13 protein-coding genes are annotated in these 17,066 nt (G+C 26.7%); 5 read left to right on the plus strand and 8 right to left on the minus strand.

From position 1 onward, the window contains the following. The first annotated feature begins 7 nt into the window (after positions 1–7). Together Q0K52_RS05500 and queA are read left to right on the plus strand one after the other, a co-directional pair. A complete protein-coding gene (locus Q0K52_RS05500) occupies positions 8–1,648 on the plus strand; it encodes a hypothetical protein (protein ID WP_297297303.1) in 1,641 nt (546 codons plus the stop codon). Between the two features lie 23 nt (positions 1,649–1,671). Continuing rightward, positions 1,672–2,748 (plus strand): tRNA preQ1(34) S-adenosylmethionine ribosyltransferase-isomerase QueA, encoded by a 1,077-nt coding sequence (queA, locus tag Q0K52_RS05505; RefSeq protein WP_297297305.1) that lies wholly within the window; start codon positions 1,672–1,674, stop codon positions 2,746–2,748. An 816-nt stretch (positions 2,749–3,564) separates the two neighbouring features. On the opposite strand, the gene Q0K52_RS05510 is transcribed toward queA, so the two are convergent. Together Q0K52_RS05510 and Q0K52_RS05515 are read right to left on the minus strand one after the other, a co-directional pair. Then, a complete protein-coding gene (locus Q0K52_RS05510; protein WP_297297307.1) occupies positions 3,565–5,448 on the minus strand; it encodes an alkyl sulfatase dimerization domain-containing protein in 1,884 nt (627 codons plus the stop codon). Between the two features lie 55 nt (positions 5,449–5,503). Continuing rightward, positions 5,504–7,387: an alkyl sulfatase dimerization domain-containing protein gene (locus Q0K52_RS05515; protein ID WP_297297309.1), complete on the minus strand. Its 1,884-nt coding sequence runs from the start codon at positions 7,385–7,387 to the stop codon at positions 5,504–5,506. Between the two features lie 114 nt (positions 7,388–7,501). Between Q0K52_RS05515 and Q0K52_RS05520 the strand changes: the two genes are divergently transcribed. Next, a complete protein-coding gene (locus Q0K52_RS05520) occupies positions 7,502–8,098 on the plus strand; it encodes a TetR/AcrR family transcriptional regulator (RefSeq protein WP_297297311.1) in 597 nt (198 codons plus the stop codon). Between the two features lie 105 nt (positions 8,099–8,203). Here Q0K52_RS05520 and Q0K52_RS05525 read toward each other — a convergent pair whose 3' ends face one another. The 6 genes from Q0K52_RS05525 to Q0K52_RS05550 form a co-directional block, all read right to left on the minus strand. Then, positions 8,204–9,157 (minus strand): membrane dipeptidase, encoded by a 954-nt coding sequence (locus tag Q0K52_RS05525; RefSeq protein ID WP_297297313.1) that lies wholly within the window; start codon positions 9,155–9,157, stop codon positions 8,204–8,206. 15 nt (positions 9,158–9,172) lie between these two features. Then, a complete protein-coding gene (locus Q0K52_RS05530) occupies positions 9,173–9,754 on the minus strand; it encodes an ECF transporter S component (RefSeq protein WP_297297315.1) in 582 nt (193 codons plus the stop codon). A 114-nt stretch (positions 9,755–9,868) separates the two neighbouring features. After that, positions 9,869–10,429 carry an ECF transporter S component gene (locus tag Q0K52_RS05535; protein WP_297297317.1) on the minus strand — a complete coding sequence of 187 codons (561 nt, stop codon included), beginning with the start codon at positions 10,427–10,429 and terminating at the stop codon, positions 9,869–9,871. A 136-nt stretch (positions 10,430–10,565) separates the two neighbouring features. Further along, complete coding sequence (locus tag Q0K52_RS05540; RefSeq protein WP_297297319.1) at positions 10,566–11,117, minus strand: ECF transporter S component; 552 nt, start codon at positions 11,115–11,117, stop codon at positions 10,566–10,568. Positions 11,118–11,144: 27 nt separating this feature from the next. Next, on the minus strand, positions 11,145–11,696 hold the full coding sequence (locus tag Q0K52_RS05545; protein ID WP_297297320.1) for an ECF transporter S component: 552 nt from the start codon (positions 11,694–11,696) through the stop codon (positions 11,145–11,147). 195 nt (positions 11,697–11,891) lie between these two features. Beyond that, a complete protein-coding gene (locus Q0K52_RS05550; RefSeq protein WP_297297322.1) occupies positions 11,892–13,250 on the minus strand; it encodes an FAD-dependent oxidoreductase in 1,359 nt (452 codons plus the stop codon). A gap of 657 nt (positions 13,251–13,907) precedes the next feature. Between Q0K52_RS05550 and mtnK the strand changes: the two genes are divergently transcribed. Further along, a complete protein-coding gene (mtnK, locus tag Q0K52_RS05555; RefSeq protein WP_297297324.1) occupies positions 13,908–15,131 on the plus strand; it encodes an S-methyl-5-thioribose kinase in 1,224 nt (407 codons plus the stop codon). A gap of 22 nt (positions 15,132–15,153) precedes the next feature. Next, complete coding sequence (locus Q0K52_RS05560; RefSeq protein ID WP_297297326.1) at positions 15,154–16,209, plus strand: S-methyl-5-thioribose-1-phosphate isomerase; 1,056 nt, start codon at positions 15,154–15,156, stop codon at positions 16,207–16,209. Positions 16,210–17,066: the final 857 nt, after the last annotated feature.

Consider the following 17,066-nt stretch of genomic DNA (forward strand, 5'->3'; position numbering starts at 1 on the left):
AACAATTATGTACGACCAAATTTCTAAAGATACTCTAAAAGAATTATTTAAAACTTGGAAGGTGAAAAGTATAGAAGACTTGGATGCTAAGTCTTCTAATATATCTTTGGTTTCTTTTAGATTTTATGCTTTATCTAAAGATGCTAAAAATATCATTCTTTATTTATTAAAGCATGAAAGCAAAGAATTAAATTCCATAGATATAGCTTATTCACTTAAGTATACTCAAAAACAAATACCTGTATTTTTTAATTATATAGATGAGATAAAAAAATCAGGTCTTTTGTATTTGAAAATAAAAAGAAGAAGATTAAACTCTCATGATGATACTTTATATTTTCTTCCTAATGTAAAGTCTATAATAGAGAATATTTTATTAAAAGATAATATAAAAATTCCTAGTTATACAGATGATTCATATACTGCAAATGTATATAAAAAATATTTGCAGAAAATAATAAATATATATGAGAACGGCAATATCATTGATTATAATAAAGCAAAAATAGATGATGATGAATTATTTGCTTTATGTAAGGCTAATATAGTTTCTGTTTATTTCTTTGGAGAGGAACTTCACCCTTATATTGGAATCAATAATAATAATGTTTTATCTAATTTAGAAAAGAGTTTAAAAGATAATATAGGAAGTTCTATATTTATAAACAATCATTTTAATATATTGAATGATATTGAAACTTTTATTTATGAATGCGATGTTCAAAAATTATGTACTGATGATATAAATATTGATTTCTTAACTAATAATATAGATTCTAATATTATAATTAATATATGTTCAAAATTATCTTTGATAAAGCTTGATAATAAGGGATATATATCTTTGGAATATGATAATATAAAAGATTATTTATCAAATTCTATAGAGGCTAGACAAGAGCTTATATTAAAAAATATTTATAAAAATTATTCTGATTATTACAAAAAAGTATTTAATATTTTAGATGAAGATAAAAGTATATCTAAATCTATATTATTTGTGAAATTAAAAGAAAGCAGTTCATCTATAACAATAGAAATGTATAATAATATTATATATTCTATGTTTATTTTAGGACTTGTTGAAGTTTCTTTTTATGAGAATGCTATCTTAGCAATTAGAGCAATTTCAAATGAAGAAAATAATGATAAAAAATGTTTTATGAATGGTAATTTTGAATTGACTTTAATTAATCATCATCTATTTTCTAATAATTTTATTTATATGTGTAATTTGTATTTTGAACTTGATAAACAGGAAACAGTTTACACTTATACTATGACAGAAGAAAGTATATTAAAAGGAAAAACTATAATTAGTGATGAAAACTCTGATTATGTATTCGATAAATTTTTAGTGGTTTTGAAAAATATACTTTTGGATAATAATGTTGAAATGCCTAAACATATTGAAACAAGTATAAAAAGATGGTATGAAAGAGGCATTATTTCTCATGTTTATGATAATGTAACTCTAGTTATTATAAAAGATGTTAATAAATTAGAAGAAATCATGTATGAGTCAAAAAGAAAGGGTATTATTATGACAAAAATTAATGATGAATATGCCATAATAAAATCAAGCTCTACTACTAAAAAGAGTCTTACAAAATTCTTAAGACAAAGAAAGATAATAGTAACATTTTAATTTGAATAAAGCGGCAATAAATTATGATAGATTATTTAAATAAAGAAACTTATAATTTTTATTTACCAGAAAATTTAATAGCTACAACTCCGAATTATGAAAGGGATCATTGTAAGTTAATGATATTAAATAAATCTACAGGAGAAATAGAGCATAAAATATTTTCAGATATAATCAATTATTTAAAAAAAGATGATGTTTTAGTTCTCAATGACAGCAAGGTAATACCAGCTAGAATATATGCAAAGAAAAATACCGGCGGTAATGTTGAAATATTGCTTCTTAATAAATTCAATGATGATGAAAGTACTTGGGAATGTTTAATAAAAGGAAAAAACATAAAAGAGAAGGATATATTATATTTAGATTACAGCAATTTAGAGAATGTTGGAAATATTGAGGCAGTATTAGAAAAAGATAATATATCAACTAAATTAATAAAATTTTCTAAACCATTAACAAGTGAAATTTTAGATGCTATAGGTAAAGTTCCGCTTCCTCCATATATTATTCAAAGCAGAAAAAAGAAAGGCGAGGAAGAATACAATGATAAAGACAAGGAATTTTATCAGAATGTATATGCTAAAAACGAAGGAAGTATTGCTTCTCCTACATCAGGACTTCACTTTACTAAAGAGCTTTTAGAGAAAATAAAGTCTATGGGAATTACAGTTTGCTATGTTACATTGCATGTTGGATTTTCTACTTTTAATCCTTTAAAAGAAGATGATTTACGTAATCATGTTATGCATGAAGAAAAATTTATAATACCGAAAGAAAGCTACGATATAATAATTAATGCCAAGAAAGAGGGTAGGAGAGTTGTATCATGCGGAACTACTGTTGCAAGAGTATTAGAAAGCGAATATGATAATTATGATTTTAAAAGAATGGAAGGTTCTACTAATATATTTATTTATCCGCCTTATAAGTTTAAATGCGTTGATGCTTTAATTACTAATTTTCACACACCTCATTCTACATTGCTTGCTATGGTTAGTGCTTTTGCCGGATATGATAATATAATGAATTCTTATAAGCTAGCTATAGAAAATAATTATAGATTTTTTTCTTACGGCGACGCTATGTTTATGTATTAATTTTTTATTTGCTATGATTATAAAATAATAATTAAGAAGTAAAAAAGTATAATTGTTTAGATATACTGAAAATTTTTAAGTTTGTCAATTTTTTTATTGTTCTTTTTCCCGCCGCAAAAAGAACCAAAAAGTGCAAGTGTGAAATTAGTACTAAATCATACTAATTATGTTTTACATATAAGATAAACTACTAAATTTAAGCCAAAATGCAGTCTTTTTGCTTCTTTGGGTCACCACCGAGTAGGTGCCTAATCGGCAAAAGAAGTAGGGGTTCGGGGACTAGTCCCCGAAAATAATAACAATATAAAAAATAAAATTGACAAAATATAATTGTTTAGGTATATACTGAAAATTTTGAAGTTTGTCAATTTTTTTATTCAACTTTTTCCCGCCGCAAAAAGTTACAAAAAGTGCAAGTATGAAATTAGTATTAAATCATACTAAAATCGTTTTACATGTAAGATAATTTATTAAATTAAAGCCCAAATGTAGCCTTTCGCGAAGCGTATCCGATTTTGTCGAGGATATAGGTTCTTTGTGCACGCCACTCTAAAGGACTTCCTATGGTCGCAGGCACTCCCTACGGTCGCAAAAGAAGTGGGGGCTGCACTCTGTGTACTTCGTAAGAGCAAAGCCTGCAGATATTTAAAATTTAAAAAAATTATTTCTGACAAAATATAGTTGTTTAGGTATATATTAATTTTGTGATTTATTAGAAAAATTAAGTATAAATAAATATATAAAAAAATAATAACAAATAAAAACAATAAAGTTTTAATAAATTGCTTTTATTTGTTATTTTTAAGATGTTATTAATTATGGTGTTACTATATTAAACCAGTATTCAAAATTATCAAAATAAGATAAAAACTCATTAAATGTTTCTTTATTGTTAATATTTAAATCATCAGCCTTTTTAGTAAATAATGCCTTTTTAAAGTCTGACATATTAATATCTATTGTATAGTCAGTATTTTCATTATTATATTTTTTATATTTTAATACAGAGTTTTCTATTTTTACAAGATATTTATTATCATCTGTAATATTAAAAAGTACTGATATATTTTTATCTTTTACTTTATCAGGATTCAAAGCAACAGATATATATTCAAACATATTTTCTGCAGATAATGCATTTATCATATCCAATGATGTAGTTTGAGGAGCCTTCATATTTTGATCTATATCATTTCTAAGTTCATAGGCACCAGTAAGTAAATAAGCCCTCCAAACAGCAGATTCGCTTTGATATCCTAATTGTTCCATAGCATCTGCACTGAGTCTTCTTGCATTTTCATTATTAGGATTAGCAAATATTACATTATTGAGTACTTCAACAACCCATCTGTAATCTCCTTCATCATAAGATTTTTTAGCCATTTTTATGATATTATCTTCTCCGCCCATAAACTCAACATATCTTTTTGCTGATTCTTCAGGAGGAAGTTTATATAAATTAACAGGATTACCGTCCCACCAAGCACCGAAATAAAAATCATAAACAGCTTTTACATCATGATTTACAGAACCGTAATAACCTCTGTTATAAAATTCTTTTGCTAAATTATCTGGGATTTGTATTTTTTCTGCTATCTCTATAGGAGTATATCCCATATTAGCAAGCCTTAAAGTTTGATCATGAATGTATTTATATAAATCTCCATGCTTATTTAGAAAATCATCTATATTGCTTTGTTCCCATATAGGCCAATGACGCGAACCGAATAATACATCAGTTCTGTTTTTTAAGAATTCTTTTGATTTCTCTATAGCCTTAGCCCATACAATAGAATCTCTTGTCTTTGCTCCTCTTAATGTTGATAAATTATGAAGTGTATGATTCATTACTTCAGCACTTGATGCAGCTCTGTATTTTGGTATATAAATCATAAACTCTGCAGGTGCTTCTGTATTTTGTGCCATTAAAAATTGAAATTCTATTCCATCGATTGTGAATGATTCATAATCTTTAGATATTATTTTGTTTGGTTTTATAATGCCTGGAGTTCCAGTTGCTACTAATTTACCAAGTCCGGCATCAACAGTACCTTTTTCATCTTTTGGTAAAAGTCCTCCGTACATATAAGAAGAGCGTCTGCTCATAGCATTGCCTGCTAAAAGATTTTCTGATACAGCTTCTTCAAAAAATCCTTCAGGTGCCACAATAGGTATATTATTGTTTTCTATGATTCCTCTTATTCCTCCGAAATGATCAACATGTGAATGTGTAAATATTACTCCAGTTATCGGAGCATTTCCTTTATTCTTTCTAAATAATTCTATTGCTTTAGATGCTGATTCTTTTGTTGTTAACACATCTATTACAATCCAGCCTGTATCGCCTCTTACAAATGTTATATTGGCTAAATCAAAACCTCTTACCTGATATATATCCGGAGTTACTTCAAATAATCCTGATATATTATTTAATTGAGCTTGCCTCCATAATGAAGGATTAACAGTATTCGGTGCAGACTGATTTGATATGAAAGGAAAAGAAACGTTTCCGTCTGAAGTTTCTATGAATCCTCTGCTTGCATTTTCAAAATCAGTATTGTCATTAAACGGCAAATAGTTTTTTAATTTTTCATTTTCTTTTTTAGTGTATTTTGTTGCTTCTTTTCTTTCTGAATTGAAATTATTAGAAGAACAGGATATTAAAAAAATACAAATTATTGAAGTTAATATTTTATTCATTCGTTATCTCCTTTTATTTATTTTATTTGAAATTTTTTTATATTATAAAATTTGATTATGGAGTTACTACACCAAACCAAAATTTAGGCATATCAAATGATGATAGAAAATCATTAAATTTTTCTTTATCGTTTATATCTAAATTATTAATATTTTTTGTAAATAATACTTTTTTGAAATTATTGATGTCTGTATTTATTTGTATATCAGTTTCTTCACCATTATAATTTTTATATTTTAATACAGAATTTTCTATTTTTATTAAATATTTATTTTCATCTGATAGATTTAAATATATGCTTATATCTTTTGTCTTATCCGGATTTAATGAAACAGATAAATAATCTAAAACTTTATATATAGGCAGGCTATTTATAATATCTTTAGAATCTGTTTTTTGAATTTGTCTGTTTTCATCTATACCATTTCTAAGCTCATAAGCACCAGTAAGTAAATAAGCTCTCCAAACAGCAGATTCACTTTGATATCCAAGCTGTTCCATAGCATCGGCACTGAGTCTTCTTGCTTCTATATTATTAGGATTGGCAAAAACAACATGATTTAGTACTTCAACAACCCATCTGTATTCACCTTTATCATAATATTTTTTAGCCATTTTTATGATATTATTTTCTCCGCCCATAAACTCAACATATCTTTTTGCTGACTCTTCAGGAGGAAGCTTATATAAATTAGCAGGATTTCCGTCCCACCAAGCACCGAAATAAAAATCATAAACAGCTTTTACATTATGATTAACAGTACCATAATAATTTCTATTATAAAACTCTTTAGATAAACTGTCTGGTATTTGTATTTTTTCTGCTATCTCTAATGGTGTATATCCCATATTAGCAAGCCTCAAAGTTTGATCATGAATATATTTGTATATATCAGACTGCTTTGTTAAAAATACTTGAATATTTTCATCTCCCCATATAGGCCAAGTATGAGATCCGAATAATACTTCGGTTCTGCCTGATAAAAATTCTTTTGATTTTGATATAACATCAGACCATAGAATTGCCTCTCTTGTTTTAGCACCTCTCAAAGTTGATAAATTATGTAATGAATGATTCATCACATCTCCTCCTGAAGCTGCTTTGTATTTTGGTATATAAACAATGAATTCGGAAGGAGCTTCAGTATTTTGTGCCATTAAAAATTCAAATTCTATTCCGTCAATAGTGTATGATTCATAATCTTTTGAAATAACTTTTGTAGGCTTTATTATGCTTGCTTCTCCTCCAGCAACCTTTTTACCGAATCCTATATCAACATTTCCTTTTTCATCTTCTTCAAGTAAATTTCCATACATATATAATGCTCTTCTTCCCATTACATTTCCAGCTAGAAGATTTTCAGATATTGCCTCTTCAAAGAATCCTTCAGGTGCTATTATTGGTATATTTTTATTTTCATCTGTAATTACAGCTTTTATTCCGCCGAAATGATCTATATGCGAATGAGTAAATATTATGCCTGTTATAGGATCATCACCGAAATTCTTTCTGAAAAGTTTTAATGCCTTTTCTGCAGATTCCTTTACAGTTAATGGATCCATTACTATCCAGCCTGTATTTCCTTTTATAAAAGTCATATTGGCAATATAAAAAGCTCTTATTTGGTATATGCCTTCTGTTACTTCAAATAATCCGGATATATTATTTAATTGAGCTTGTCTCCATAAAGAAGGATTAACAGTATCTGGGGCAGACTGATTGGATATAAAAGGAAATGATATATTATCTTCTGAAGTTTCTATAAATCCTCTTTTAGCATTTTCAAAATCAGTATTGTCATTAAATGGCAAATAGTTTTTTAATTTTTCATTTTCTTTTTTGGTATATTCTGTGGCTTCTTTTCTTTCTGAATTGAAATTATTAGAAGAACAGGATATTAAAAAAATACAAAGTATTGAAGTTAATATTTTATTCATCAAATTCACTCCTTGTTTGTTATAGAATAAATTCATTGAATTAATTCATTGAATTAATTCTATTATATAATTGCAATTTGTCAAGTTATTTGTTATAATTCTTTTATGAAAAATATGGAAAAAGTAACAAGAAAAGAACAAGCAGAGCAAACAAAGAAAAAAATAGTAGAAACTACTATAAATTTATTGAAAGAACATTCATTAAATGATCTTCAAATCAAAGATATTTGCACTAATGCTGGTATATCTATAGGAAATTTTTATCATTATTTCACTAATAAGCAGGAAATAATAGTTTATATTTTTTCTACAAATGCTGAAGTATATAAAGAAAAAATATTATCAAGGGAAAAAACTAATTCATATAAAGATATATTATATGCTTTTAAAGAATTTTCTAAATTAGTTGATGAATTAGGCGGGGATTTAATACTTGAAATATTCAATTATAGTATTATGAATAGGAATAATGCTTTATTATCAAAAGATGCTTTTTTTTATAATCATATTTTATCTTTAGTTGATTCATTAAAAAAATCGAATTTAGTTATATATGATGACAGTGCAGAGGCTATAACTAAAAGGCTTATAGTGTTTTTCAGAGGATTTTTTTATGAATGGGCTTTATCAAACAGCAATTTCAATCTTGTTAAAGAAACTGAAAAAGAGATGAAATTATATTTATCTTTATTTGTAAAAATAGATCATTAATTTATTATTATTGCTAATAAAAATTGTTTTCTATAAGACTCTGCTAAGTAAACTTGTTAGAGGTTCACAATTTTTATAATTATCTTTATAATATTTAGAAATCCATTATTTAATAATTTCTTTTATTATTCTATGGAAATTTTTATATTCAATCTTTTCTATTTCTTCGCTATTGAAACCAGCTTCTTTCAATTTTACTATAATATCATAAGATTTGGAGGCATTTTCTAAGCCTTTTACAGCAGGAGGAACTTCCTCATCTTCAAAATATTCATTATAATCAAAACCAAGCCCTATATGATCTATTCCTATTTTATCGGCTATGTATTTTATATGATCTACAGCTCTATTTAAAGTCTGTTTATCTGTGTTTTCATCTGTAAAATCTTTGTATGAATTATATCCAATAACGCCGTTTACATCTCTTATGGCTCTTAATTGTTCATCGGTAAGATTTCTCATGCTATTGCATAAGGCTCTGGCATTAGAATGGGAAGCTATAATAGGTGCAGAAGTAATATCCATAATATCAAAGAATGATTTATCATTGAGATGGGATACATCAACTATCATTCCTTTTTCCTGCATCTTTTTTACAGCCTTTTTTCCTAATGGAGTTAATCCTCTGTTTGAATCTCCTCTAGCTCCTGTTGCAAGTTTATTTTCTTCATTCCAAGTAAGACTTGCATGTCTTGCACCAAATTCATAATATTCATCTAATAAATTAATATTATCATCGATAGATATAAGTCCTTCAAAACCTATAAAAATATATAATTTATTTTCTTTTTGTGCTTTTATTATATCATCATAGCTTTTTGCTATTAATATTACATCGTCAATGTATTCTAATTCTTTTTTTATTGCATCTTGTATTTCTCTTACTCTTTCCAATGCTCTATTATAGTTTTTAGGTTCAGTCCATATAACAAATATTGAACCGCCTATTTTACCTTTTATTAAATTATCATAATGATATTTTTTTATTATATTATTTTCACCTTTAGAACTTTTTACAGCTACATCTGTCCATATATCTGAGTGGGCATCGAAAATCATTATTATTTACCTCTTTTATTCTTGCACTTTAGTTTCAGGGCTATTTTCTATATGCAGGTATTTATTAAAGAAATGAACCTTCTTTAATAAAATATATACAATAATACAGGATAATACTTTATCAAATATATTAGAAAACATTCTTGCAATAAATGAAGCTTCAATTATATTTATACCTTTATCCATTAAAGATGTAACGAAATTATCTATAGTACCGCCGCTGAAACCTTCTGTTAATATTATAGATATAGGAACTCCCATTATTGGCGACATTATTCCTATAATTAAGCCTACAATTATTGCAGATATTATATTAAATTTAAACTTTTTAGCTATAACCCCCACTATAAGGCCTATAAATGCATTGATTATGCTAAAATATAAATGTGAATCGCTTAAAAAAGATATAAGTATATTACTTATAATACCAACCATAGCACCATAAACAGGTCCTAGTATAACAGCAGTGAGTACAGTTCCGGTAGAATCCATAAATAAAAATGGTACATTTAAAACTAATACTATAAATGCTAAAACAAAATTAATGATAACACTTATTAATACAATTAATAAGTTGTATTTTAAATTATTATCCATAAATATCTACCATAAATAATCTCTTATTCTATAATATGCAACGATAAACCTTATTTTTCAATAGCTTTTTATTTATATAATTGTCTATTTTATTATAAAATTATGAAAATTATATTATTTATGATTATTTTTTTTATTTAAAAAAGGTATTGATTTTATTGATATAGATACAAGTAAAGAAGACAATATTTTATCCAGCATAGAACTTGATATTGTACTTATAGTTATTGATATTAAAAGGCTTTTTCCGCTATTATTTAGTACTTGAACAAAATTGTCTATTGGCTTATTGGTAACACCTTTAGCCAAAATAATTGATATTGGTATTGCTACCATGCTTGAAATTATACCTATAACTATTCCTGAAATAATTGAAACTTTTATATTTGAAAAATCATATTTTTTAGCTATTACTCCTGCAGTTATACCTATAACCACATTAACTATGGCAAAATGCAGATTGACATATTCTATAGTCATAGAAAGTAAAAAATTAGTTGCTATTCCTACAATGGAACCATATATAGGCCCTAATACTACAGCAATTAGAATAGTTCCTACAGAATCCATAAATAAAAATGGTATTTTAAATAGTATGATTAAATGTCCTAATATAGTATTGATAAAAATACCGAGAAGCATCATACTAATATTATCTATAATTTTTTTCTCCATAAAACTACAAATAGCCTCCAAAGACATTCAATATATCATCATGTAAATATCATATATAGAAAATAAATAATTTTCAATATATAATACTTATATAACTATTTTAAATTTTTCGGAATATAAAGATATTTTTATAAAATTATTTATACATTTTGAAGAAATATACATTTTTTACTGATAGTGAAACTAATAAGCAAGAAAATATTTTATCAGATATATTTGTTAAAAATGTTCCTATAGAAACAGATGTAGTAAGACTCTTTCCGCTATTAATTAAAGCTTTAATATATTGGTCTATAGTACCTGTTGTAAAGCCTTTAGCCAATATTATAGAAATAGGTGCTGATATTATGCCTGCTATTATTGCAATAATTAAACCGCTGATAATTGATACTTTTATTTTTGTGAAATCATATTTTCCAGCTATAAGCCCTGCAATTATTCCTATCAAAACATTTACAATAGCAAAATGCAAATTAATATAATCTATTGTAACAGATGTTATTAGATTTGTAATAATGCCAACAATCGCTCCATATAAAGGCCCTAATATAACAGCAGTTAATATTGTGCCTATAGAGTCCATAAATAAGAATGGTATATTTAAGAAAAGTACAACAAATGCTAAAGCTATATTTGATATTATGCCAATAAATAATATTAATATATAGTATTTAACTTTGTTTATCATACTTTTCTCCATATAAAGTTTATAATACTATTTGTATATTTTGAAAAAGTATATTTTGTTTACTATAAAACACACAATTAAACAAGATAGTATTTTATCAAAAATGGCATCATGCATTACTACAATTGATGTTGATAATGCAATACTTTTTCCGCTATTTATTAAAGATTCTATATATTTATGCAGCATTTCATTTGGAACTTCATAGCCCAAAGCTATAGATATAGGCACAGATATCAGTCCAGAAACTATACCTATGATTATTCCAATAATTATAGCATTGAAAAAACTTTTTAAATAATATTTTTTAGCAATAATTCCTGCTGTTATTCCTATAAAAACATTTACAATAGTAAAATGCAAATTAATATAATCTATTGTTAGAGAAGTTATTAAATTAGTAAGCATTCCAACAATAGCACCGTATATAGGTCCTAATACAACAGCAGTTAATATTGTACCTATAGAATCCATAAATAAATATGGTATGTTCAAAATTACTACTATAGATACTAATGTAAGGTTTGATATTATACCAATCAATATCACTAATGTATTATATTGTAATTTAGTATTCATATTTTATTATCTATTATATTAATGTTTTATGAAAAATTATAAATGATAAGAGTATACCATTATGCTGATTTATACTAACTTAAAATAATTTTATTTTCAAGAAAAAAATATTTAAATTTATTATTTTTCAAAAAAAAACCCTAATAAATATAAATTTATTAGGGCTTAAATGATATTGTATAAAATCAATTATAATTATTTAGCAGTATAAGCAACCATAGTCATCCAAGATAATGGTTTGTTATAGTGAGGTAAGAAGAAGAAGTCAGATAATGCAAAGTCTTGTACAGTCATTTCATTTGCTATAGCAAGAGAGAATGCATGTATAGCTTCAGCGTGATTATGTTTAGAAGCTATTTGAGCACCAACTATGCGTCCAGTATCTTCCATATAAACAATTTTTACTAATACATCTTCATAACTAGGCATGAATTCTGGTCTTTCAGCATCTTTAAAGAAATTAGATTTTACTTTTAATCCTTTTTTCTTAGCAGTTTCTTCAGACCAACCAGTAGAAGCCATATTGTATCCAAATACGCAAATAGCATTAGAACCTTGAGTACCGCAATAATTAACTTTTTTACCTAAAACGTTATTAGCAGCAACAATACCCATTCTTACAGCATTAGTAGCTAAAGCTATATATTCATTGCTTTTTGAAGAACAAGAATATACAGAAGCACAGTCTCCTATAGCATAAACATTATCATCTTTAGAAGATTTCATAGTAGTATCTACTACAATAGCACCATTAGGTAAAGTTTCTAAATAGTCTTTATAAAGTTCACTATTAGGTTTGAAACCAACTGACATAACAACCATATCTACATCATAAGAACCTTTATCAGTAACTACTTTTTTAACTCTGCCTTCGCCTTCAAATTTTTTAACAGTTTCACCTAAATGCATTTCTATGCCAGCTTCTTTGATTCTTTTTTCAGCTTCATCAGTGATTTCTTTATCAAAGTAGTTAGCCATAACTCTAGGCATAGCTTCCATTAAGATTACTTCTTTACCATGATTTTTGAATGCTTCTATAAGTTCAACACCTATATAACCAGCACCAACTACCATAACTTTTTTAACTTCTGGTTTAGCTATTTCATCAATAATTTCTTGTCCTTGCTGATATAGTTTAGAGAAGAAAATACCTTCTTTAAGACCATATTTAGTACCTTCTTGTTTTAATCCTTCTATAGGAGGAGTTACAGGCCAAGAACCAGTAGCAAGAATAAGTTTATCATAATTATCTTCAAATTCTTTTCCAGTAGCTAATTCTTTAACTGTTAATTTTTTATTAGCCCAGTCTATTTTCATTACTTCATGTCCCATATAGACATCAATACCTTCAGATTTTAAACCTTCTGGACTAGCATAGAATAAGCCTTTAGGGTCTTTTACTACTCCGCCAACCCAAAGAGCAATACCGCAAGCTAAGAAAGATATATTATCATTTCTATCATAAGTAACTACCTGACAATTAGGATCTGTAGCTTTCAATGTTTTTGCTGCCCATGTACCAGCATGGTTACAACCGATTACAATAACTTTCATAATATTTAACCCCTTAATTTTTAGAAATATAAAATTATTTTATTTAGTATTTAGTATAGTACAAAAAATATACTTGGTCAAGGTATATTAGGTTAAGTGTCATTTTTTTTTAGTTTTTTCATACCTTTTTTGATAATTATTTCACTAATAAGCATGAATCTTTTATTTTTAGTAGAATATCAGCATTATATGAGGTTGAATTATTTAATTTTTATTAAGTTTTTAAAATTATTAATTAATTATTATTATACATATATGCATATTGTTTAGTAATTTTACTATAAATAATAGTTATAGATTAATTATAATTTAATAATAACTAAAAATATATAAATGCGTATTATTTTGAAATATATATAAAATGTAAAATAGTTATTATTTATGTAATAGGGATATTAATAAAGGATAAAATGTAAAAAATATAGTATAATTATATTTTAATAGACTATATTTAATTAAATATATACCGATCTTTAAATATTTTCATTATGAGGCACTTGTATAAAAAATAATTTTTTTATATCTTTTATAGTAAGTGTTAAAATAATATTACATTATAGTATATTATAAGGGTAATTTTTATATTTTATAAGTATATTGATATTTACACTTTTTATGCTATATTTTGCAAAAGAAATTTATTTATGGGTTTGAACGATGTTAAGATTTAATGAATATTTTTTAATGGAAGAAAAAGATGTACTTCTTTATGTAAAAAAGAAACTTAAATATTTTAAAGCAGATGATAATATTACTTGTAAAGAAATAGGCGATGGTAATATCAATTATGTTTATAGAATAAGTAATGGAGAAAAGTCTATAATATTAAAACAGGCTGGGGTTCATACAAGAAGTAACTCATCAGGAAGAATACTTGATGTTAATAGAAATAGGAGAGAGGCTGAAGTATTATCTTATTATGGAGATATACTTCCGGATCTAGCACCTGAAGTTATATGCATAGATAAAGTAATGAAGCTATTTGTAATGGAAGATTTAAAAGATTATATTCCATTAAGAGATGCTTTGATGAAAGGTCATATTTATCATCATTTACAGGAACAAATAACTGACTTTTTAGTTGAAAGTACTTTATCTACAGCAGATTTCTTTATAGATAGTTTTGTTAAGAAAGATAATGCAGCAAAATATGTTAATAAAGAATTATGTAAGATAAGTGAAGAACTTGTATTTAGAGAGCCGTTTTTTAATGTTTTAAATGAAAATAGCTTTTCTGAATCTTTAAATGATTTTGTAAAAACAAATCTTTATGATAATAAACATATTCAATTAGAGGCAGCAAAATTGAAATGTGAATTTATGAATCATTCACAAGCCTTAATACATGGAGATTTACATACAGGATCAATATTTGTTAAAGACGATTGTATGAAGATTATGGACTGTGAATTTGCTTTCTATGGTCCAATAGGGTATGATGTAGGTACTATAGTAGCTAATTTTATATTTGCTTATATTTATCATTTAGTTATTACTAATGATAAAAATTATACTTCTTTCTTATACAAGGTTATAGATGATATAATAAAATTATTTAAAGATAAATTCATTACTAAATTTATACATGAAAGTATTGATGTTTCAGTACAAAGTGATGGTTTTATAGAATTTTATTTGCTTGAAGTATTAAAAACATCTTATGGTATTTGCGGACTTGAAATATTAAGAAGAACTACTGGATGTGCTAAGGTAAAAGAGATAGAATCTGTTACTGATGAAGATACTAGAAAGAAAATGGAATATATATTATTAAATTTAGGTATGGAATGTATTATATATAGGGATAAACTTTCTGAAGAAGATAAGTTTATGAAATTTATTGATAATGTAATTCAAAATTTAAATTTTAATAATATCTAATTTAGTTATTTTGGAGTTTTTTATGCTTGATAGGATAGATAAAAATTTAGCTTTTATGCTTCAATTTGAAAATATAGCTTGGTATTATGAAGGCTGCGTTAAAATATTGGATAGGAGAGTTTATCCTAATAAAGTAAATTTTGTTGAATGTAAAACCCATAAAGAAGTTTCAAAAGCTATAGCTGATATGGTTACTCAAAGTGCCGGCCCTTATTTGGCAGTTGCTATGGGTATGGCATTGGCTGGTTATGAATCGAGACATTTGGAAGGTAATGATAGAATAGAGTTTTTAACTAATGCCTGCAATACATTGGCAAATTCAAGACCTACTACAAGTGCAAGAATGATGTCTATAACTAAAAACTGTCTTGATGCTGGTATAGAAGCTATAAAATCTAATAAAGACCCTATAGAAGCCATGTTCAATATGGGTATAGATTTATCTACTAAAAGATACTCCAAAATAAAAAAAATAGCAGAAAATTTAGTTTCAATGTATCCGGATAAAGGTACTATACTTACACAATGTTTTGGTGAGTCTATAGTAGGCTTTATGATACAGGAATTCCAAAATAAAAATAAAGATATAAAAGTTGTATGTGCTGAAACAAGACCATATTTCCAAGGAGCAAGACTTACAGCTACAGTTGCCTATGATCAAGGAGCTGATGTTACAGTTATAACTGATAATATGGTTGCTTATACTATGCAGGAGAAAAAAATAGATGTATTCACTTCTGCTGCTGACTTAATATGTTTGAATGGGGCAGTTGTAAATAAAATAGGTACTTTCCAAATAGCTATTGTAGCTAAATATTTAGGAATTCCTTATTTTGTAACAGGGGCTCCGGATAAAGGTTATAACGGATATGATGATATACATTTTGAATTCAGAGATGAAAAGCTTGTAACAGAGGCTATGGGAGTAAAAACTTCTAAAGAGGGAGTTAAAGGATTTTATCCTGCATTTGATTATACTCCTCCGCATTTGGTTAGTGCTATTGTAACAGATTTGGGTATTTATTCTCCTTATGACGTTTTCAAATACTATGTTGGAAATGATGAAGGTGAGTATTAATTAATATATACTGAATCAATAATTCCCTAAATGTATTATAAAAAGGCAATTCTTAATGCTTTTGAAAAAATATAAATATCATATTTAGTATATACTAAAAATTTTTAACTTTGTCGATTTTTTGTTGTTCTTTTTCCCGCCACATACGCTCTGTGGACTTCGTCAAAGAACCAAAAAGTGCAAATATAAAATTAGTATTAAATCATACTAATTATGTTTGACATGTAAGATAAATTACTAAATTTAAGTCGAAATGCCGCCTTTCGCAAAGCGTATCCGAGCCTCTCGAGGATATAGCTTCTTTGTGGCAATACCACAGGCACTCCCTACGGTCGCAAAAGAAGTGGGGTGTTGCGTAAGCACGCAGATCTGCACTCTGTGTGCTTCGCAGTGGGCAAAGCCCCATATCTTAAAAAGAAAATATAATTTTAATTTTGATAAAATATAGTTGTTTAGGTATATACTAAGAATTTTTAAGTTTGTCAACTGATGCACTTTATATAGAATTATCAACTTTTTTGCCGCGACTTCGTCAAAGTATCAAAAAACGCAACTGCTAGAACTTTATATTAAAAATATATGTATTAAATATAGTGTATAACCTAGATTTGTACTAAAAATGCAGTTTTTCGCGAAGCGTATCCGAGCCTGTCGAGGATATAGGTTCTCGCCGAAGGCTGGCTGTGCAGCACGCTGTGTACTTCGTAATGGCAAAGCTCTGAAAATATTTTAAATTAAAAAAATTATTTTGACAAAATATAATTGTTTAGGTATATACTGAAAAATTTTTAACTTTGTCATTTTTTTAGTCAACTTTTTCCCGCCGCACACGCTCTGCGGACTTCGTCAAAGTTGCA

The organism is uncultured Brachyspira sp., assembly GCF_944390845.1.
GTDB lineage: Bacteria > Spirochaetota > Brachyspiria > Brachyspirales > Brachyspiraceae > Brachyspira > Brachyspira pulli.